General features: G+C 64.7%; 16 protein-coding genes and 1 pseudogene. 14 read left to right on the top strand and 3 right to left on the bottom strand.

Going from position 1 to position 18,999, the window contains the following annotated elements; translation table 11 throughout:
- Nucleotides 1-36: 36 nt before the first annotated feature.
- Nucleotides 37-828, bottom strand: coding sequence for an exodeoxyribonuclease III (xth, locus tag ACVWW1_RS11145; RefSeq protein WP_176531192.1), 792 nt, complete (start codon nucleotides 826-828; stop codon nucleotides 37-39).
- Between the two features lie 160 nt (nucleotides 829-988).
- On the opposite strand from xth, the gene ACVWW1_RS11140 reads away from it, so the two are divergent.
- The gene (locus tag ACVWW1_RS11140; RefSeq protein WP_456655795.1) at nucleotides 989-2,122 is read left to right on the top strand and encodes an efflux RND transporter periplasmic adaptor subunit; all 1,134 of its coding nucleotides are present in this window, start codon (nucleotides 989-991) and stop codon (nucleotides 2,120-2,122) included.
- 3 nt (nucleotides 2,123-2,125) lie between these two features.
- Entirely contained in the window at nucleotides 2,126-5,254 is a 3,129-nt protein-coding gene (locus ACVWW1_RS11135; protein ID WP_456655794.1) for an efflux RND transporter permease subunit, read from the top strand.
- A gap of 62 nt (nucleotides 5,255-5,316) precedes the next feature.
- On the opposite strand, the gene erpA is transcribed toward ACVWW1_RS11135, so the two are convergent.
- Nucleotides 5,317-5,646, bottom strand: coding sequence for an iron-sulfur cluster insertion protein ErpA (erpA, locus tag ACVWW1_RS11130; protein ID WP_176531195.1), 330 nt, complete (start codon nucleotides 5,644-5,646; stop codon nucleotides 5,317-5,319).
- Nucleotides 5,647-5,783: 137 nt separating this feature from the next.
- Between erpA and ACVWW1_RS11125 the strand changes: the two genes are divergently transcribed.
- From ACVWW1_RS11125 to surE, 12 genes and pseudogenes are all read left to right on the top strand, one after another.
- Entirely contained in the window at nucleotides 5,784-6,992 is a 1,209-nt protein-coding gene (locus ACVWW1_RS11125) for a deoxyguanosinetriphosphate triphosphohydrolase (RefSeq protein ID WP_456655793.1), read from the top strand.
- A 9-nt stretch (nucleotides 6,993-7,001) separates the two neighbouring features.
- Nucleotides 7,002-8,798, top strand: a complete 1,797-nt coding sequence (argS, locus tag ACVWW1_RS11120) for an arginine--tRNA ligase (protein WP_456655792.1) — start codon at nucleotides 7,002-7,004, stop codon at nucleotides 8,796-8,798.
- A 118-nt stretch (nucleotides 8,799-8,916) separates the two neighbouring features.
- Entirely contained in the window at nucleotides 8,917-10,383 is a 1,467-nt protein-coding gene (locus tag ACVWW1_RS11115; RefSeq protein WP_456655791.1) for an SPOR domain-containing protein, read from the top strand.
- 46 nt (nucleotides 10,384-10,429) lie between these two features.
- Nucleotides 10,430-11,452, top strand: coding sequence for a beta-N-acetylhexosaminidase (gene nagZ, locus ACVWW1_RS11110; RefSeq protein ID WP_456655790.1), 1,023 nt, complete (start codon nucleotides 10,430-10,432; stop codon nucleotides 11,450-11,452).
- Nucleotides 11,449-12,270 carry a segregation and condensation protein A gene (locus ACVWW1_RS11105; RefSeq protein ID WP_092113984.1) on the top strand — a complete coding sequence of 274 codons (822 nt, stop codon included), beginning with the start codon at nucleotides 11,449-11,451 and terminating at the stop codon, nucleotides 12,268-12,270. Before nagZ ends, ACVWW1_RS11105 begins: the two co-directional genes overlap by 4 nt.
- A gap of 22 nt (nucleotides 12,271-12,292) precedes the next feature.
- Nucleotides 12,293-13,210 (top strand): annotated as a pseudogene (scpB, locus tag ACVWW1_RS11100) (SMC-Scp complex subunit ScpB); the annotation flags it as partial.
- Between the two features lie 153 nt (nucleotides 13,211-13,363).
- A complete protein-coding gene (locus ACVWW1_RS11095) occupies nucleotides 13,364-13,597 on the top strand; it encodes a twin-arginine translocase TatA/TatE family subunit (protein WP_050400528.1) in 234 nt (77 codons plus the stop codon).
- 160 nt (nucleotides 13,598-13,757) lie between these two features.
- Complete coding sequence (gene tatB, locus ACVWW1_RS11090; RefSeq protein ID WP_456655789.1) at nucleotides 13,758-14,282, top strand: Sec-independent protein translocase protein TatB; 525 nt, start codon at nucleotides 13,758-13,760, stop codon at nucleotides 14,280-14,282.
- Nucleotides 14,279-15,073, top strand: coding sequence for a twin-arginine translocase subunit TatC (gene tatC / locus ACVWW1_RS11085; RefSeq protein WP_092113989.1), 795 nt, complete (start codon nucleotides 14,279-14,281; stop codon nucleotides 15,071-15,073). Before tatB ends, tatC begins: the two co-directional genes overlap by 4 nt.
- A 200-nt stretch (nucleotides 15,074-15,273) precedes the next feature.
- Nucleotides 15,274-16,605 carry a serine--tRNA ligase gene (serS, locus tag ACVWW1_RS11080; RefSeq protein WP_456655788.1) on the top strand — a complete coding sequence of 444 codons (1,332 nt, stop codon included), beginning with the start codon at nucleotides 15,274-15,276 and terminating at the stop codon, nucleotides 16,603-16,605.
- A gap of 100 nt (nucleotides 16,606-16,705) precedes the next feature.
- Nucleotides 16,706-17,515, top strand: a complete 810-nt coding sequence (locus tag ACVWW1_RS11075; RefSeq protein ID WP_456655787.1) for a hypothetical protein — start codon at nucleotides 16,706-16,708, stop codon at nucleotides 17,513-17,515.
- Nucleotides 17,516-17,609: 94 nt separating this feature from the next.
- The gene (gene surE, locus ACVWW1_RS11070) at nucleotides 17,610-18,377 is read left to right on the top strand and encodes a 5'/3'-nucleotidase SurE (protein ID WP_207839667.1); all 768 of its coding nucleotides are present in this window, start codon (nucleotides 17,610-17,612) and stop codon (nucleotides 18,375-18,377) included.
- Between the two features lie 64 nt (nucleotides 18,378-18,441).
- Here the strand turns inward: surE and ACVWW1_RS11065 are convergent, their stop codons facing one another.
- Nucleotides 18,442-18,819, bottom strand: a complete 378-nt coding sequence (locus tag ACVWW1_RS11065) for a response regulator (protein ID WP_021081219.1) — start codon at nucleotides 18,817-18,819, stop codon at nucleotides 18,442-18,444.
- Between the last annotated feature and the right edge of the window lie 180 nt (nucleotides 18,820-18,999).

The raw sequence follows: 18,999 nt of genomic DNA, 5'->3' as shown, positions 1-18,999 counted from the left end.
GGCCGCCGGGATTGATATCCCCCGCGGCCGGCGGGCTCAGGCGGTCTCGAAATCGAGATCGGCCCAGACCGGGACATGGTCGGACGGCTTCTCCCAGGCGCGGACATAGCTGTCGATTCCAACATCGATCAGCCGGTCGCTGGCCTGCGGCGACATCAGCAGATGGTCGATGCGCAGGCCCCAGTTCTTCTGCCAGGCGCCGGCCTGATAGTCCCAGAAGGTGTACTGGCCTGGCTCGTCATTGACCGCGCGCAGCGCATCGGTGAGGCCGAGGCCGAGCAGCGACTGGAAGGCCTCGCGGGTCGCAGGGCGGAACAGGGCATCGTCGGCCCAGGCGGCCGGATTGTAGACGTCGCGGGCCGCCGGAATGACGTTGAAGTCGCCGGCCAGGATCAGCGGCTCCTCGGCCTTAAGCCGTTCCCGCGTGTACTCAAGAAGCCGCGACATCCATTTGAGCTTGTACGGATATTTGTCGGTGTTGGCGGGGTTGCCGTTGGGCAGGTAAAGGCACGCGACCCGCACCACGCCCTGTTTCAGCGTGACGACGCCTTCGAGGAAGCGGGCATGCGCGTCCTCATCGTCGCCGGCGAGGCCCGACTTGGTCTCGTCGAATGGCAGCTTGGAGAGCAGCGCGACGCCGTTGAAGGTCTTCTGGCCGTGGGTGACGACATTATATCCGAGCGCCTCGACCTCGAGCCGCGGAAACGCGTCGTCGACGCATTTGATCTCCTGCAGGCAGACGATGTCGGGGGAACACTCCTTCAGCCAGGCGACCAGAAGTTCGATCCGTTGCCGGACCGAGTTGACGTTCCACGTAGCGATGCGCATGCAAGTGACCGGATTGAAGCCGTAGGATTTTACTTAGGTGGCATACCATGGGCGATCCGCCTGTGCTAACCCTCTCCGGAAACAAGGCGTAACAATTGCCGACGGGGAGTTGCGATGCGTCCCGGCCCTAAGGGAAGCGGGCGGCGCACGTGCAAGACGTATGAAAAAACGCAATTTGGTTCTGACTGTCGCTGTTCTCGGCATTGCGGCCGGGGCGGCTTACATGACCCGCACTTCATGGATGGGTGGCGGTGCCGCCACCGCGCAGGGGACGCCGCGGCCGCGCGTGGTTTCGGTGGATCTCGCCAAGGCCGAACGCAGGTCGGTGCCGGTGGATGTCGACGCGATCGGAACGGTCACGCCGATCTCAAGCGTGGCGTTGAAGTCGCGGCTGGAGACCACCATCATCTCGGTCCATTTCGAGGACGGCGCCAAGGTCAATGAGGGCGACCTGCTGTTCATGCTCGACGCGCGGCAGATCGACGCCCAGATCGAGCAGGCCGAGGGCGTCCTGGCCCGCGACCAGGCCCAGCTCGAGGGCGCGCAGCGCGACCTCCGCCGCTACACCGAGCTGGTCGGCAAGGGCGCGACCACGCAGGTCAACCTCGACAATGCCAAGACCCAGTCCGACGTCCTGATCGGCACCATCAAGGCCGACCAGTTCGCGCTGGAAAACCTCCGCGTCCAGAAGAGCTACACCGTGATCCGCGCGCCGTTTGCGGGCCGGATCAGTGCCGCCAACGTCAAGGTCGGGAATTTCGTCCGTCCTGCCGACACCCAGCCGTTGGCCGTCATCAACCAGATGGCGCCGGTCTATGTCACCTTCGCCATTCCCCAGCGTGCGCTGATCGATCTGCGCGACGCCATGGGGAAGGACGATCCCAAGGTGATCGCGACCATTCCCGGCCATCAGCGTTCCGAGAGCGGCAAGGTCGCGATGGTCGAAAACGCCGTCGATGCGACCACCGGCATGGTCACCGTGCGCGGCATCATGAACAATGCGAGCGAGACGCTGTGGCCCGGCACCATTGTACAGACCAAGCTGATCATCCGCAGCGAAGACGCGGTCGTGGTGCCGACGGTCGCAGTCCAGCGCAGCCAGAACGGCAATTTCGTTTTCGTCGTCCAGGACGGCGTCGCCAAGGTCCGGCCAGTCAAGGTCGATCGCACCTTCCAGGGCAGCTCGGTGATCTCTGACGGATTGGCGGGCGATGAAAGCATCGTCGTCGATGGCCAGCTGCTGCTGTCGGAGGGATCGCGGGTCGAGCTGCGGGCGCGCAAGGCCGGAGCCTGACCGATGACGCTCTCCGAGCTCTGCATCCGCCGCCCGGTCATGACGACGCTGATCACGGCGTCGATCATCGCATTCGGCGTGTTCGGCTTCCGCCTGCTGCCGGTCTCGGCGCTGCCCAAGGTGGACTTCCCGACCATCGCGGTCACCGCCACGTTGCCGGGCGCCAGCGCCGACACCATGGCGGCCTCGGTCGCCGGCATCATCGAGCGTCAGCTCTCGACCATTGCCGGCATCTCCTCGATGTCCTCGAACTCCTCGCAGGGCACGAGCGTCATCACCATCCAGTTCGACCTCAACCGCAACATCGATGCCGCCGCGCTCGACGTGCAGACGGCGTTGACGATCGCGCAGCGCCGGCTGCCGATCGAGATGACGATTCCGCCGAGCTTCCGGAAGGTCAACCCGGCCGACTTCCCGGTGCTGTTCGTCTCGCTGGGGTCGGCGACGCTGCCACTGTCGGCGGTCAACGAATATGGCGACATCACGATCGGGCAGGCGCTGTCGCAGCTGCCGGGCGTCGCCCAAGTGCTGATCTACGGCGCGCAGAAATTTGCGATCCGCGTCCAGGCCGATCCGGAGGCCGCTGCCGCCCGCGGCGTCTCGATGGAGGATATCCGCGCTGCGGTCTCGCGCGCCAATTCCTCGACGCCCGTCGGCACGCTGAACGGCCCCAAGCAAGACGTCGCGCTGCAGGCCTCCGGCCAGATGGATAAGGCGGCCGACTACCGCCAGATCTACGTCGCCTGGCGCAACGGCTCGCCGGTCCGGCTCGACGAGATCGCCAAGGTCTATGACAGCGTCGAGAACGACAAGATCGCGACCTGGATGAACGACGAGCGTGCGATCGTGCTCGCGATCCAGAAGCAGCCCGACGCCAACACTGTGGCCGTCGTCGACGCCGTGCTGGCGAAATTGCCCTCGCTGCGCGCCGCGATCCCGCCCTCGGTGACGATGCAGGTCATGATGGATCGCTCGGTCTCGATCCGGCAGGCGGTCAGCGACGTCGAGGAGACCCTGCTGATCGCGATCGCGCTGGTGATCCTCGTGATCTTCCTGTTCCTGCGCTCGGCGTCGGCGACCTTCATCCCGGCACTCGCGGTGCCGATCTCGCTGTTCGGAACTTGTGCGGCGATGTACGCGCTGGATTACTCTATCAACAACATGACGCTACTGGCGCTGACGCTCTCGGTCGGCTTCGTGGTCGACGACGCCATCGTCATGCTGGAGAACATCGTCCGCCATATCGAGCACGGCATGAAGCCGTTCGAGGCGGCGCTGAAGGGCGCCCGCGAGATCGGCTTCACGATCATCTCGATCACCTTCTCGCTGATCGCGGTGTTCATCCCGGTGCTGCTGATGGGCGGCATCGTCGGCCGCGTGTTCCGCGAATTCGCCGTCACGATCTCGGTCGCGATCATCGTCTCCGGCTTCGTGTCGCTGACCCTGACGCCGATGCTGTGCGCCCGTGTGCTGCGCGCCCATGACGCGACCAAGCGTCCGAACATCGTGTTGCGGGCGTTCGAGGCGATGTTCGAGGCCTGGCTGCGCGCCTATGAATGGGCGCTGGACTGGGTGCTGGCCAAGAAAGCCCTGATGCTGGTGGTGACGCTCGCGACGCTCGGCGGCACCATCTATCTCTACATGATGGTGCCGAAGGGCTTCTTCCCGCAGGAGGATACCGGCTTCCTGATCGGTGTGACGGAGGCAGCGACCGATACGTCGTTCGAGGCGATGAAGGTGCGCCAGCACGCGCTGGTCGAGGTGATGCGGACCGATCCGGCGATCGATTACATCAATTCCACCGTCGGCTCGGGCGGTCCCAATCCGACCACCAATTACGGCCGCTTGTTCATCGCGCTGAAGCCGCAGAAGACGCGCGACAACGCCACCGTGGTGATCGGGCGGCTGCGGCAGAAGGCGCGCGAGATCCCGGGCATGCAGGCGTTCTTCCAGAGCGTCCAGAACCTCAACATCGGCGGGCGCATCTCCAAGAGCCAGTATCAGTATGTGATGCAGAGCGGCGATACCGAGTCGTTGTACCGGCTGGCGCCCGAGATGCGCGACAAGATCGAGAAGATCGCAGGGCTCCTCGACGTCACCACCGATCTCTACATCAAGAACCCGCAGATGACGGTCGACATCGACCGCGAGAAGGCGGCGGTCTACGGCATCACCGTCGACCAGGTCCGCAACCAGCTCTACAACGCCTACGGTTCGCGGCAGGTCGGTACCATCTACATGCCGTCGAACGACTACCAGATCATTCTGGAGGTGCAGCCGCAGTTCCGCGTCGATCCGTCCGATCTCTCGAAACTCTACATGAAGACCGCGAGCGGCCAGACCATCCCGCTGGATGCGGTGGCGCGACTGGTGCCGACAGTCGGGCCGCTGCAGATCAACCACCAGGGCCAGCAGCCGGCGGTGACGATCTCGTTCAATCTCGCGCCCGGCAATTCGCTCGGCTATGCGGTCGACAAGATCACCGAGCTCGAGCAGAACGCGAATTTGCCGCCGACGATTGCGACCGGGTTCTCCGGCACTGCGCAAGTTTTCCAGGACTCGCTGCGCGGGCAGGGTGTCCTGATCCTCGCCGCCGTGTTCGCGGCCTTCGTGATTCTCGGCATCCTCTACGAGAGCTTCATCCACCCGATCACGATCATCTCGGGCCTGCCGTCGGCCGGAATCGGCGCGATCCTGACGCTGATGCTGTTCGGGATGGAGCTGTCGGTGATTGCGATGATCGGCATCGTGATGCTGGTCGGCATCGTGAAGAAGAACGCGATCATGATGGTGGACTTCGCGCTCGAGCGCCGCCGCGTCGGCCTCAGCGCCGAGCACGCGATCCGCGAGGCTGCGCTGCTGCGTTTCCGCCCGATCATGATGACGACATTCGCGGCGATCTTCGGCACGCTGCCGATCGCGCTCGGCGCGGGCGCCGGCGCAGAGTTGCGTCAGCCGCTCGGCGTCGCGGTGGTCGGCGGCCTCTGCGTGTCGCAGCTGCTGACGCTGTTCATCACGCCTGTCATCTACATCTATCTGGACCGCATCGACCGCAGGCTGCGCCGCAAGCTCGATCCGCAGGCGGAGGCGGATGGGGACGTGGAGCGGCCGCAGGTGGTCGCAGCGGAATAGTTGGCGTCTCCGGCGAACCGGTCACCGGTTGGCGTCGAGAAGCCACGTCAGGCGAGGAAGCGTCAGATCGAGAAGCTGGTGCCGCAGCCGCAGGACGCGGTGGCGTTCGGATTGACGACGCGGAACGAGGCGCCGATCAGGTCATCGACGAAGTCGACTTCCGAGCCCGCGAGGAACGGGACCGAGGCGGGGTCGATCAGCACCACCGCGCTGTCGCGCTCGATCACGAGGTCGTCATCGGCCTGGGTGCGCTCGACGTCGAATTTGTACTGGAAACCGGAGCAGCCGCCGCCCTCGACCGAAATGCGCAGCTTGGCGCCTTGGCCTTCCTTGCTGAGGATCTGCCCGATCCGGCGGGCGGCCCGTTCGCTGACGGTGATGGCAGCAGTCATATCGGTCTCCGAAACCCTATTTGAGCATGGTTTGATCGGATCATGCTCGGCGTCATGCCCAATTCATTTGGTCGGCCGCCTCAGTCATAGTTAAGTGCGTCGGACCATGGAATCAAATGGATAAGGACTAAAATACCGTGTCGGTCGGAATGGCTGCCCCCCGTGCGCCTTATGCCTGCGACCCCGACCACAGCCGCGGCCGCCTGGTCGCGGAGCCGCCGAGCCGGACCCGCAGCCCGTTCCGGCGCGACTGTGACCGGGTGATCCACTCCACCGCGTTCCGCCGCCTCAAGCACAAGACCCAGGTCTTCGTCTTCCATGAGGGCGATCACTACCGCACCCGGCTGACCCATTCGCTCGAGGTCGCGCAGATCGCCCGCGCGCTGGCGCGCCAGCTTGGGGTCGACGAGGATCTGACCGAGACGCTGGCGCTGGCGCACGACCTCGGCCATCCGCCGTTCGGGCATGCCGGGGAGCGGGCGCTCGACGACTGCCTCAAGGATGATGGCGGCTTTGACCACAATGCGCAGGCGCTGCGGGTCGTCACCTCGCTGGAGCATCGCTATCCAGAGTTCGGCGGACTGAACCTGACCTGGGAATCGCTCGAGGGTATAGTCAAGCACAACGGCCCGCTGACCGAACGCAACGGCGCGCCGGCCGGCCGCTATCTCGACAGCGGCATTCCGATCGGGATCGCCGACTACAATCAGACCTACGATCTCGAGCTCTGGAGCTATGCCTCGCTCGAGGCGCAGATCGCGGCCTTTGCCGACGACATCGCCTATGACGCTCACGATATCGACGACGGCCTGCGCGCCGGTTTGTTTGCGGTCGACGACCTCAAGGAGATGCCGCTGACATCAGAGATCATCGTCGAGATCGATCGCCATTACCCCGGGCTCGACGAGGTCCGGCGCGGCGCCGAACTGGTGCGAGAGCTAATCTCACATTTCATCAACGCGGTCTTCAGCGAGGCGGCCCGGCGTCTTGCGGTTGCGCAGCCGCAATCGGCCCAGGACGTGCGCCACCACAACGCGCCGCTGATCGCGTTTCCGCCTGAGGTGGCCGAGCAGGAGGCGGCGATCAAGGCGTTCCTGTTCCGGCGGATGTATCGCCACCCGCGGGTGATGCTGGTCATGCGTGAGGCGGAGCAGGTGGTCCGCAATCTCTATGAGCGCTACCGGCAGTCGCCGGGCGACTTGCCGGCGGAATGGATCGAGGGGAGCGTGCAGGAGACCGGGAGCGCGCGGAACAGGCGGATCGGCAATTTCATTGCCGGGATGACCGACCGTTTCGCCCTGATCGAGCACCAAAGGCTTTTTGACTCGACCCCGGATTTGCGTTAGCGCCCTGCCATGGCCGACACCCCTGCGACACCACACCTTTTTGCCGACATGCTGGCGCGCGTGCACGCGATCTGTGCCGCTGTCGCTGCCGAGGATAATTGGCCCGCGGGCATCGATCTGTCACGCGTCGTGGTCGAGCCGCCGCGCGATGCCAGCCACGGCGACATGGCGACCAATGCCGCAATGGTGCTCGCCAAGGAGGCCAAGGCCAAGCCGCGCGAGCTCGCCGACAATATCGCCGAGCGGCTGCGCGCCGACGCGCTGGTGGCGTCCGTCGATGTCGCCGGGCCCGGCTTCATCAACCTGACCTTGAAGCCGCAGGTCTGGGCGGACGCGCTGCGCGCCGTGCTGGCCGCCGGCTCGGCCTACGGGCGCAGCGACATCGGCAAGGCCGAGAAGGTCAATGTCGAATACGTCTCGGCCAACCCGACCGGGCCGATGCATGTCGGCCACTGCCGCGGCGCCGTGTTCGGCGATGCGCTGTGCAGCCTGCTGCAATTCGCGGGCTTCGACGTCTGCCGCGAATATTACATCAACGATGCCGGCGCCCAGGTCGACGTGCTCGCACGCTCAGCATTCCTGCGTTACCGCGAAGCGTTGGGTCAGGATATCGGCGCGATTCCAGAAGGGCTCTATCCCGGCGACTACCTCGTGCCGGTCGGCGAGGCGCTCGCCAAGGAATACGGCGAGAAGCTGCTCGACATGACGGAAGCCGCGTGGCTGCCGATCGTGCGCGACAAGGCGATCGCCATGATGATGGAGATGATCAGGGGCGATCTCGCCGCGCTCAACATCCATCACGACGTGTTCTTCTCCGAGCGCTCGCTGATCACAGCAGGCAACAACAAGGTCGCCGAGACGATCGATTTCCTGCGCGCGAAGGGCGACATTTACGAGGGCCGCCTGCCGCCGCCGAAGGGCAAGCCGGTCGAGGATTATGAAGACCGCGAGCAGTCGCTGTTCCGCGCCACCGCCTACGGCGATGACGTCGATCGTCCGCTGATCAAGTCGGACGGCTCGTACACCTATTTCGCGTCCGACATCGCCAACCACCGCAACAAGTTCGAGCGCGGCTTCACCAACCTGATCGACGTGTTCGGCGCCGACCACGGCGGCTACATCAAGCGGATGCAGGCGGCGGTGAAGGCGGTGACTGCCGGCAAAGCCACGCTCGACGTCAAGATCGTGCAGCTCGTCAAGCTGCTGCGCGACGGCGAGCCGGTGAAGATGTCGAAACGCTCCGGCGAATTCGTCACGCTGCGCGAGGTGGTCGACGAAGTCGGCTCGGACGCGGTCCGGTTCATGATGCTGTTCCGCAAGAACGACGCGGTGCTCGATTTCGACCTCGCCAAGGTGATCGAGCAGTCGAAAGACAACGCCGTCTTCTACGTCCAGTACGGTCACGCCCGCGGCCATTCGATCTTCCGCAATGCGCGGGAGGAGGCGGTTCCAGATCTGCCCGGGACCGACGAGGCGCGGCTGGCCTATCTCCGGAACGCTGCGGTCGAACGCCTGACCGACCCGGCCGAGCTCGACCTGCTCAAGCGGCTTGCGCTCTATCCCCGGATGATCGAAGCTGCCGCGGTGGCCCACGAGCCGCACCGAATCGCTTTTTATCTATATGATTTGGCCAGTGAATTTCATGCGCTGTGGACCAAGGGGCGCGATTTGCCCTATTTACGCTTCATTATCAATAATGATGCAGAGATCACGAGGGCGCGACTGGCAATGGTTCAGGGCGTCGTCTCGGTTCTGGCATCGGGCTTAGCTGTTCTAGGCGTCCACGCTCCGACCGAGATGCGGTAGGCAGGGGCATTAGGCCCTCACGAGTGGGGATTTGTGAGGGCATCTGGCAGGGGCCAACTCGTTCGGACCGGCTGTGCCGGCGATCTTGGCGCTGTCCCGAAGGGGATGCATCATCACGATGGCTGATCGATATCAGGACCGACATTTTTCCGCCGACACGACCTCCAAGGTCGAGAGCGATCCGCTTGCCGAACTGGCCCGACTGATCGGGCAGACGGATCCATTCGGCAGCGCGAACAAGCCGCCGCCGCGTCCGCTGCAGTCGCGCGCCAATGCGCGGCCGCAGCAATATGATCCGCAGGCCGAGGACGAGGATGCACCGCCCGCGGGCCCGCCGCCCTGGATGCAGCGCGCGCGGCAGGAGACCGTCGCTCCGCCGCCTGTGCAGCACACCGAGTACGAAGAGCCCGAACAGGACTACCAGCCGAAGCCGGTGCATCCGTTGCACCGCTATGCGGCCCAGCATGCGCAGCCGCCTGCGCCCGAACCGGTCGCAACCTATCGGCCGGTCGAGCCCCCGCGACAGCCAGAGGCCTTTGACGACGAGCCGTCCTATCAGAGTGGCGATCAGGGCCACGATCCGTCGCGCTATGACGACGCGCTTTACGGTCAGCTGGAAGCGGGCGAACAGGATCTGCAGCGCGATCCATCCTATCCGGACGATCCCTATGCGTATGAGGCCGACGAGGAAGAGCCTGAACCGCGCCGGCGGAGCAGTGGCCTGATGGCGGTCGCCGCGGTGCTGGCGCTTGGCGTGTTCGGCGTCGGTGGCGCGTACGCCTACCGGACCTATGTCGGCTCGCCCCGCAGCGGTGAGCCGCCGATCATCAAGGCCGACAACACGCCGACCAAGGTGATCCCGGCCCAGGCCGATGCGCCGGCCAAGACGCCGGATCGCATGGCAGCGGGTGACGGCACCGAGAAGATCGTGTCGCGCGAAGAGACCCCGGTCGACGTCAATTCGAAGACCGCCGGACCGCGCGTCGTGTTTCCGCCGCTGAATGCGAATGCGAATCCGCCGCCGGCCGCCAGCGTGCAGACGGCGCAGCCCGCGCCGGCGCCGATCAGCGCGAACGGGACCTTGCCGAACAACGAGCCGCGCAGGGTTCGCACGCTCGCGGTCAAGGGCGATTCGGCCGATGGCGCACAGGCCGCGGCCGCCGTGCCGGCCAAACCTGCGGCCGCTGCGAAGCCTCCGGTGTCGCGCGGTAACCCGGCTGCGGCCAATGCCAGCGTGAACGCGCCAATGGCGCTGGTTCCCGGGCAGGGTGAGGCGGCTCCGGCAACGCCCCCGACGCGGGTGGCGTCGACCACCACTGCCTCGGTTGGCGGCGGCGGATATCTGGTCCAGGTGTCGTCGCAGAAGAACGAGGCGGACGCACAGTCGTCCTATCGTACGCTGCAGGGCAAGTATCGCAACGTGCTCGGTTCGCAGCCTTTGGTGGTGAAACGCGTCGATCTCGGTGAGAAGGGCGTCTACTACCGCGCCTTTGCCGGCCCGTTCGCGTCATCGGAAGAGGCGAACCAAGTGTGCCGGAGCCTGATGTCGGCCGGTGGGCCGCAGTGCCTCATCCAAAGAAATTAAAGGCCGTTTCCTTGACCCGTGAGCTGCATACGGCCTAATCGGCCAAATGACGAACCGCGCATTCATCACGGGCGTATCCGGGCCGATCCTCAACGACGCTGAACGCGAATTCATTCGCGCCGAGCGGCCATGGGGCTTCATCCTGTTCAAGCGCAACATCGAGAGTCCTGCCCAAGTGGCCGCTCTTGTTGGGGAACTCAGGTCGGCAGCCGGCATGGCTGACGCGGCGGTCCTGATCGACCAGGAAGGCGGGCGGGTGCAGCGGCTCGGACCGCCGCATTGGCCGGTCTATCCGCCCGGCGCCAGCTTCAGCGCGCTCTACGACATCGACCCGACGCTCGGCCTGACGGCGGCCCGGCTCAGCTCACGGCTGATTGCGGCCGACCTGATCGATATTGGAATCACCGTCGATTGCTTGCCGTTGGCCGACGTTCCGGTGGCAGGCGCAGATGCGGTGATCGGCAATCGGGCCTACGGAACCGAGCCGGACAAGGTCGCGGCGATCGCCCGTGCGGTCACGGACGGGCTGGAACAGGGCGGCGTGCTGCCGGTTCTCAAGCATATTCCCGGCCATGGTCGCGCCACCGCGGACAGCCATTTTCGCCTTCCGACGCTCGATACCGCCAGAGATGAGCTGGCACGGACCGATTTTGCCGCGTTCCGGCCGCTGGCGGACCTGCCGATGGCGATGACTGCACATGTTGTGTTTAGCGCGCTGGACCCCGTCCATCCGGCGACGACTTCTGCGACAATCATCGAACAGGTGATTCGCGGCCTGATCGGGTTCCAAGGTTTGTTGATGAGTGATGACGTGTCGATGAATGCGCTGGCCGGATCAATTGCCGAGCGGACCCGCGCCATCGTCAGCGCCGGTTGCGACATGGTTCTGCACTGCAACGGCAATATTGACGAAATGCGCGAGGTCGCGCGGGAGACGCCGGAACTGGCTGGCAAGGCGCTTGAGCGGGCCAAGGCGACGCTCGCCGCGCGGAAGCAGCCTGAACCGCTCGACCGGCAGGCGACACGGGCTGAACTGGATGCGTTGTTGAATCGGGTAGGGACGGCATGACCGCTGAAATTCTATCGTTTGAGACCGGGCGGCCGGCCGACCTCGCCGAGGGCGAACCGGCGCTGGTCGTCGACGTCGAAGGTTATGAGGGCCCGCTCGACCTGCTGTTGACGCTGGCGCGGCAGCAGAAGGTCGACCTGTCGAAGATTTCGATCCTTGCGCTCGCCGACCAATATCTTTCGTTCATCGAGGCCGCGCGCAAAATCCGCCTCGAGCTTGCGGCCGACTATCTTGTGATGGCGGCCTGGCTTGCGTTCCTGAAATCGCGGCTCTTGTTGCCCGAGCCGCCGAGCGCGGAGGGGCCGAGCGCCGAGGAAATGGCGACCGCGCTCGCCAACCGGCTGCGCCGTCTGGAAGCGATCCGCGAGGCGGCGAACCGGCTGATGAACCGGCCGCAGTTCCAGCGCGATATCTTCCCGCGCGGCAATCCGGAATCGATCGCCGAGATCAAGCATCCGAAGTTCACCGCGACCCTGTACGACCTGCTGTCGGCCTATGCCACGCAGCGTGCGTCACGCGTGCTGACCTCGGTGCATCTGGCGAAGCGGACGGTGTGGTCGCTGGCGGAAGCGCGCGCCTCGCTGGAGCGGCTGGTCGGCCTCGCCGAGGACTGGAGCTGCCTCGACGAGTACCTGATGAACTACGTCGCCGATCCCAAGCAGAAGGCCACGGTGTTCGCATCGAGCTTCGCTGCTGCCCTCGAACTGGTTCGCGAGGGCGAGATGGAAATCAACCAGAAGCAGGCGTTCGCGCCGATCTATTTCCGAAAGCGTCAAGCGCAGGCCGCAATGGCTGCGCCGGACCTGTCGGTTGAGTAAGTGGAAGAAGGAGAGCAAGCCCATGGCAAGCTTGGCGGAAGTGCGCAGAGACGAGCCCGAGGAGGAGGTTTCTCCTATGGATCATCCGGTAGCGCGTCCTGAGGAATTGCGGCTTCTTGAAGCCCTGTTGTTCGCATCGGCCGAGCCGATTGATCAGGCAACGCTGGCAAAGCGGATGCCCGACGGCGTCGATATCAAGGCGGCGCTCGCACAGTTGCAGGCAGAATATGCGCCGCGCGGCGTCAACCTGGTTCGGGTCGCCAACAAGTGGACGTTCCGCACCGCCGGCGATCTGTCGTGGCTGATGACGCGCGAGAGCACCGAGACCCGGAAGCTGTCGCGTGCAGCGATCGAGGTGCTGGCGATCGTTGCCTATCACCAGCCGGTGACCCGCGCCGAGATCGAAGAGATTCGCGGCGTGGTCACGTCGAAGGGAACGATCGACGTGCTGCTGGAGACCGGCTGGATCCGTCCGCGCGGCCGCCGCAAGACGCCGGGGCGGCCGTTGACCTTCGGAACCACCGACGCCTTCCTGTCGCAGTTCAGCCTGGAAGCGCTCGGCGACCTGCCGGGACTCGAGGAGCTGAAGGGCACCGGTCTGCTCGACTCGCGCCTGCCGACCGGCTTTTCTGTTCCCTCGCCATCGGATGATGCGACGCTGCGGGAAGACGAGGAGCCGCTCGAGCCCGGCGATACGCTGGAACTGCTGCTCGCGCCGGCCGTCGAGCCGGAAGCCGAGGAACCGAAGACCGAGAGCGAAACGGTTGCCGAGGTTGGGACTGCCGAGGTCGAAACGACAGCCGAGGCCGAAACCGACCTCGAAGCGGAAGTTGCCGCCGACGTGGACGCGGCCGAACCTGACGCTGCCGAACCTGACGCTGGTGAGCCGGACGAGCCCATCGACCACGCGGGCGATGACGACGGCGACGAGGAGAAGGGCGAATAGCCCGGAATATTCCCGGTTAAGCCTAGCAATATTACGTAGCCGCGACAGCGATTTGCCGCGGCCGAGGTCCTTGTTTTTGACACCCCGCGGGCCTAACTTCCGGCAAAGTTCAGGCCGGTCAGCCGGCCATTTCTGGAGGGTTGCAGGATGGGTTCGCTTAGCATTTGGCACTGGATCGTCGTGATCGCAGTGGTCCTGCTGCTGTTCGGACGCGGCAAGATTTCGGACCTGATGGGTGACGTCGCCCAAGGCATCAAGGCCTTCAAGAAAGGCATGCAGGACGACGACAAGGTCGCGGACAAGCCGGAGTCCACCAAGGCGATCGACCACAATGCGGCGCCGTCGGCCGCGCGCCAGGATGTCGGCAGCAAGGCCGTCTAACGCGCTTGTACTGACGCATATTTCGACGTTTTTCTTTGCGCGAAACGGTGACGCCGTCGCTCGGAAGCGCTATGGACGCCGATTGAGAAAAGGCGCCGGCAGCCCCACATCCTGCTAGGACCAATGGGGCCGATGGCGGCGCGCTTAGGCGGAACAATTCATGTTCGATATCGGGTGGAGTGAACTGGTCGTCATCGCGGTCGTCGCGCTGATCGCCATCGGCCCGAAAGAGCTGCCGGGCGTGCTGCGCATGGTCGGGCAATGGATGGGCAAGGCCCGCAAGATGGCCTCCGAATTCCAGGGCCAGTTCCAGGAGGCCATGCGCGAGGCCGAGATGGCCGACCTCAAGAAGAGTTTTGACGAGGTCAGGGAAGCCGCAACCGGCATCACCAGCGGCAACATCATGACCTCGCTGCACAAGGACGTCAGCGACGCCCTGCAGATCGACAAGCCGGTCGATGCGCAGGTCGCCTCCGCGATCGACGCACCGGTGACGTCAAGCGACGCACCGGTCACTCCGACAACACCCGCACCGCCGACACGGGAAACCTTTGTCGAGGCCGAGGCGCACGCTGCCGCCGGCGAGCCGCTCGCGATCACCAGCGAGGTGAAGCCCGAGCCGGCGCCTGCGCAGGATGAGACGCCGCCACAGCCTGACGTGCTCAAGGACGCGAGGGCGTCATGAGCGCCGAAGACATCGAGGCCTCCAAGGCCCCCTTGATGGATCATTTGATCGAGCTGCGCTCGCGGCTGATCAAGGCGCTGCTCGGCTTCGGCGTCGCTTTCATCATCTGCTTCTTCTTCGCCAAGCAGATATTCAACGTCCTGGTCTGGCCCTTCATCTGGGTGGCAGGGCCGGAAAATTCCAAATTCATCTATACCGCGCTGCTCGAATATTTTCTGACGCAGCTCAAGCTCGCGTTGTTCGGCGCCGGCTTCATCTCGTTTCCGATCGTCGCGACGCAGATCTACAAGTTCGTGGCGCCCGGGCTCTACAAGCATGAGCGCAACGCGTTCCTGCCCTATCTGATCGCGACGCCGGTGTTCTTCGTGCTTGGCGCGATGATGGTCTATTTCGTGGTCTTCCCGATGCTGACCCGCTTTTCGCTCGGCATGCAGCAGTCGGCCGGCACGGAGACGGCGCAGATCCAGTTGCTGCCCAAGGTCGGCGAGTATCTCTCGCTGATGATGTCGCTGATCTTCGCCTTCGGCATCGCATTCCAGCTGCCGGTGATCCTGACGCTGCTTGGCCGCATCGGCATCGTCACCTCGAAGATGCTGAAGGAGAAGCGGCGCTACTTCATCGTGATCGCCTTCATCATCGCCGCCGTGCTGACGCCGCCCGATGTGCTGAGCCAGGCCTCGCTCGCGATCCCGCTGCTCTTGCTCTACGAGGGCGCCATCATCGCGGTCGGGATCGTGGAGAAGAAGGCCACTACCTCGAGCGCGCCGTCGGCGACCAATCCGGCCGAGTAGGGTGATTTCGTCACAGATCCGGGCGTCATACCCCGCGAAAGCGGGGTATCCAGTGCGCCGCGGCTTCTCGGCGACACATTGACGTCCCTGGAATACTGGATCGCCCGCCTTCGCGGGCGATGACACTTGTGCTAGTTGAGGCACGCCGCAAACGTTGACATGCAACGTTATCTTGAAGCGCGACGTTAGGACTCCCCGCCATGCACGACATCAAAGCGATCCGCGACGACCCGACAGCCTTCGACGCCGGCCTGAAACGCCGCGGACTTGGGGCCCTGTCGCCGTCGCTGCTGGCGATCGACGAGAAGCGGCGTGCGGCGATCCTGGCGTCGGAGCAGGCCCAGGCGCGACGCAATGCGGCCTCGAAGGAGATCGGCGACGCCAAGAAGGCAAAGGACGAGGCGCGCGCGGCCAAGCTGATGGCCGAGGTCGCCGAGCTCAAGACCACGATGCCGGAGCTCGAGGCCGCCGCGAAATCGTTTGACGACGAGCTGACGAAAGAGCTGTCGTCCATTCCGAACTTGCCGCTCGACGAGGTGCCCGACGGCACCGATGAGCACGGCAACGTCCAGCACCACGTGTTCGGCAAGAAGCGTGATTACGGCTTTGCGCCGAAGCCGCACGACGATCTCGGCACCGCGCTCGGCTATATGGATTTCGAGGCGGCGGCGAAATTGTCCGGCGCGCGCTTCGTGGTGCTGAAGAAGGGACTGGCGCGGCTCGAGCGCGCGATCGGGCAATTCATGCTCGATTTGCACACCGGCGAGCACGGCTATGCCGAGATCAATCCGCCGCTGCTGGTGCGCGACGCCGTGATGTTCGGCACCGGCCAGTTGCCGAAATTCGAGGACGATCAGTTCTGGGCGATCAAGGGCGAATTGCTCTCGGCGCCGAATGCCGACCTGCGCAGCGAGCGCCTCGGCCTGATTCCGACCGCGGAAGTCTCGCTGACCAACCTCGCGCGCGAATCCATCCTCGACGAAAAAGACCTGCCGATGCGGCTCGCCGCGCTGACGCCGTGCTTCCGCGCCGAAGCTGGAGCTGCGGGACGCGATACGCGCGGCATGATCCGGCAGCACCAGTTCACGAAAGTCGAATTGGTGTCGATCACGACGCCGGAAGCCAGCAAGGATGAGCTCGAGCGCATGCTGTCCTGCGCCGAGCAGGTGCTGCAGAAGCTCGATCTGCATTATCGGGTGATGACGCTGTGCGCCGGCGACATGGGCTTCTCCGCACAAAAGACCTACGATATCGAGGTGTGGATGCCGGGGCAGGGCGATGGCGGTGCCTATCGCGAGATTTCGAGCTGCTCGGTGTGCGGGGATTTCCAGGCGCGACGCATGGACGCGCGCTATCGCGGCCCCGACGGCAAGCCGCGCTTCGTGCATACGCTGAACGGCTCCGGCACGGCGGTCGGGCGCGCCTTGATCGCCGTCATGGAGACCTATCAGCAGCAGGATGGCTCGATCGCGGTGCCCGACGTGCTGCAGCCCTATATGGGCGGGCTCAAAGTCATCGAGCACGGCATGTGAGGCGAGGGCCAGTGTGATGCCGCTCCACCGTGACATCCACTGGCTTGGCCGACAATGGGCCGTCACCGGCCACGGTCTGCAGCTGATCAATCAGAAGCAGATGGGCTATTACGACATCGAGGCCGCGCGCTTGTGGGAAGCCCGCGTGACCGAGGTGCAATCGAAGGCCTGGATCGACAGGCCCGATTTCGACAAGGCGCTGGAGATCGCGCGCGGCAAGTTCGCTCAACTGGCGCCGGACGATCTGCCCGCGCCCGCAGCCGTCGCGCCGCCGCCGCCTCCGGTCCGGGCCATGCCGCCGGCCGCGCCGCGGGCTCCGCTTGACGTGGAATCGGTGCCCTCGATCGAGGAGCTGCTGGCGAGGCTGAAATCGAAATCGGTTGCGGCCGTGCCCGTCGTAAAGCCGGCCGAAGAGGCGCCCGCGCCACCGCCCAAGCCCGAACCGCGCAAACTCGAAACGCCCAAGCCTGATGCGCCGCCCGTCAGATCAGAGCTCCCCGAATCGGCGCTTCCGAAGGCTCCGAGGCCCGAGCTTCTCCAGCCGGCTCCGGTCACTCCGGAGCCGCGCAAACCTGAATCTCGGAGGGGTGAACCGCCCAAGGTTGAATCGCCCAGGGCCGAAGCTCCCAAACCTGAAGCTGCCAAGGTCGAACCTGCCAAAGCTGAACCTGCCAAAGCTGAACCTGCGAAGACGGAGCCGCTCAAATCCGAGCCCCTCACGTCCGAGATGCGACAGGCCGCGCCGGTTAAGAAACTCGAAGCGCCAGTGCTGGCGCCGGTCGTTACGGTTGTCCGGCGGCCAGCCTGGCCGGTGTTCGACCGCAAGATCGCCGGCAGCGGCCGATTCGTGCATCCGTGGCGCGTCACGTCGGCGCGATGGCACGGGCCGCGTTTGCCTCCGCGGCCCTAGCCGGTTAAGACGGCAATCAACTCAAGACACCGCAACTCAAGAAACCGCAATTCAAGAAACCCGCGTCATATCGGAACAAGAGGCACTTTGACGGATGCGAATTCTCTGCACCAATGATGACGGCATCCACGCCCCCGGCCTGCAGGTCGTCGAGCAGATCGCACGCTCATTGTCCGACGACGTCTGGATCGTCGCCCCCGAGCTCGACCAGTCCGGCGTCTCGCATTCGCTGTCGCTCAACGATCCGCTGCGTCTGCGCGAAGTCAGCCCGCGTCACTTCGCGGTGCGCGGCACGCCGACCGATTGCGTCATCATGGGTGCGCGCCACATCCTCGGAGACAAGCTGCCCGATCTCGTGCTGAGCGGCGTCAACAAGGGCCGCAACGTCGCCGAGGACGTGGTCTATTCCGGCACCATCGCCGGCGCGCTGGAAGGCACCATCCTGGGCTTTCCGTCATTTGCGTTGTCGCAGGAGTTCTCCATCGAGACGCGCAACGCGCCGCTGTGGGAGACCGCGCTGAAATTCGGACCCGACATCATCCGCAAGGTGATCGGCGCAGGCGTTCCCCGGAACACCGTCATCAATGTCAACTTCCCGTCCTGTATGCCCGAGGACGTCAAGGGCATCCGGATCACGCGGCAGGGCAAGCGCAATCAAGGTTTCCTGAAGATCGATCGTCGTCACGACGGACGCGGCAATCCGTATTTCTGGATCGGCTTCGAGCGCGCGGCGATGATGGATGCGCCGGCCGAAGGCACCGATCTCGCCGCGCTTGCCGCGCGCTACGTCTCGGTGACGCCGCTGCGGCTCGACCGCACCGATGAAGCATTTTCGGAAGCGCTGACCGCGACGTTGAAGTGATCAAGTGAGATCTGTAGCCCGGATTGCGCTTCGCTGCATCCGGGCTACGACTGCGGGGCAGGTTTTAAACCGGCGCGCTCCGCATCGCGCTGGAGATCGCCTGCGCAAGCGTTTCCAGCTGGAAGGGCTTTTGCAGCGCCGGACGATCGCGATACTCCGGGGGCAGGCCGGACGAGCCATAGCCGGTCGCGAAGATGAAGGGACGGTTTCGGGCGTTGATCAGCTCGGCGACCGGGGTGATCACCTTGCCGTTGACATTGACGTCCAGGATCGCGAGGTCGAATTCGGTCGATTGCGCGAGCTTGACCGCTTCGCCGATCTCGCCGGCCTCGGCCGCGACGCTGTGGCCGAGCTCTTCCAGCATATCGGCGACCATCATCCGGATCATGACCTCGTCCTCCACGAGGAAAACTGAACAGCCCGCCGGCCGTATCGCTGTCATGATGGAATCCTTGCCCGTCCCTGAAATAGGCTCGCAAATAACACTATAAGGCGCAATGCAAACGTTTAGGAATTAGTCGGTTTCCAGCGCGCGACGCTGCGTCGCCGGATCGTTCTGACCGACTTTGTTGCGCAGGATTCGTCCAGTCTCCGACCGGGTGCAAACCGTACAACCAGAGCC

It is taken from the genome of Bradyrhizobium sp. JR3.5, from assembly GCF_054057015.1.
This window is presented reverse-complemented; position numbering and strand designations above follow the sequence as displayed.

Bases quoted from the DNA above. Each gene is read 5' to 3' on its own strand.
- ACVWW1_RS11095 (WP_050400528.1), top strand. From the start codon at position 13,364: ATGGGTTCGCTTAGCATTTGGCACTGGATCGTCGTGATCGCAGTGGTC.
- xth (WP_176531192.1), bottom strand. From the start codon at position 828: ATGCGCATCGCTACGTGGAACGTCAACTCGGTCCGGCAACGGATCGAA.
- tatB (WP_456655789.1), top strand. From the start codon at position 13,758: ATGTTCGATATCGGGTGGAGTGAACTGGTCGTCATCGCGGTCGTCGCG.
- erpA (WP_176531195.1), bottom strand. From the start codon at position 5,646: ATGACTGCTGCCATCACCGTCAGCGAACGGGCCGCCCGCCGGATCGGG.
- ACVWW1_RS11115 (WP_456655791.1), top strand. From the start codon at position 8,917: ATGGCTGATCGATATCAGGACCGACATTTTTCCGCCGACACGACCTCC.
- argS (WP_456655792.1), top strand. From the start codon at position 7,002: ATGGCCGACACCCCTGCGACACCACACCTTTTTGCCGACATGCTGGCG.
- ACVWW1_RS11065 (WP_021081219.1), bottom strand. From the start codon at position 18,819: ATGACAGCGATACGGCCGGCGGGCTGTTCAGTTTTCCTCGTGGAGGAC.
- ACVWW1_RS11140 (WP_456655795.1), top strand. From the start codon at position 989: ATGAAAAAACGCAATTTGGTTCTGACTGTCGCTGTTCTCGGCATTGCG.
- tatC (WP_092113989.1), top strand. From the start codon at position 14,279: ATGAGCGCCGAAGACATCGAGGCCTCCAAGGCCCCCTTGATGGATCAT.
- nagZ (WP_456655790.1), top strand. From the start codon at position 10,430: ATGACGAACCGCGCATTCATCACGGGCGTATCCGGGCCGATCCTCAAC.
- serS (WP_456655788.1), top strand. From the start codon at position 15,274: ATGCACGACATCAAAGCGATCCGCGACGACCCGACAGCCTTCGACGCC.
- surE (WP_207839667.1), top strand. From the start codon at position 17,610: ATGCGAATTCTCTGCACCAATGATGACGGCATCCACGCCCCCGGCCTG.
- ACVWW1_RS11105 (WP_092113984.1), top strand. From the start codon at position 11,449: ATGACCGCTGAAATTCTATCGTTTGAGACCGGGCGGCCGGCCGACCTC.
- ACVWW1_RS11075 (WP_456655787.1), top strand. From the start codon at position 16,706: ATGGGCTATTACGACATCGAGGCCGCGCGCTTGTGGGAAGCCCGCGTG.
- ACVWW1_RS11135 (WP_456655794.1), top strand. From the start codon at position 2,126: ATGACGCTCTCCGAGCTCTGCATCCGCCGCCCGGTCATGACGACGCTG.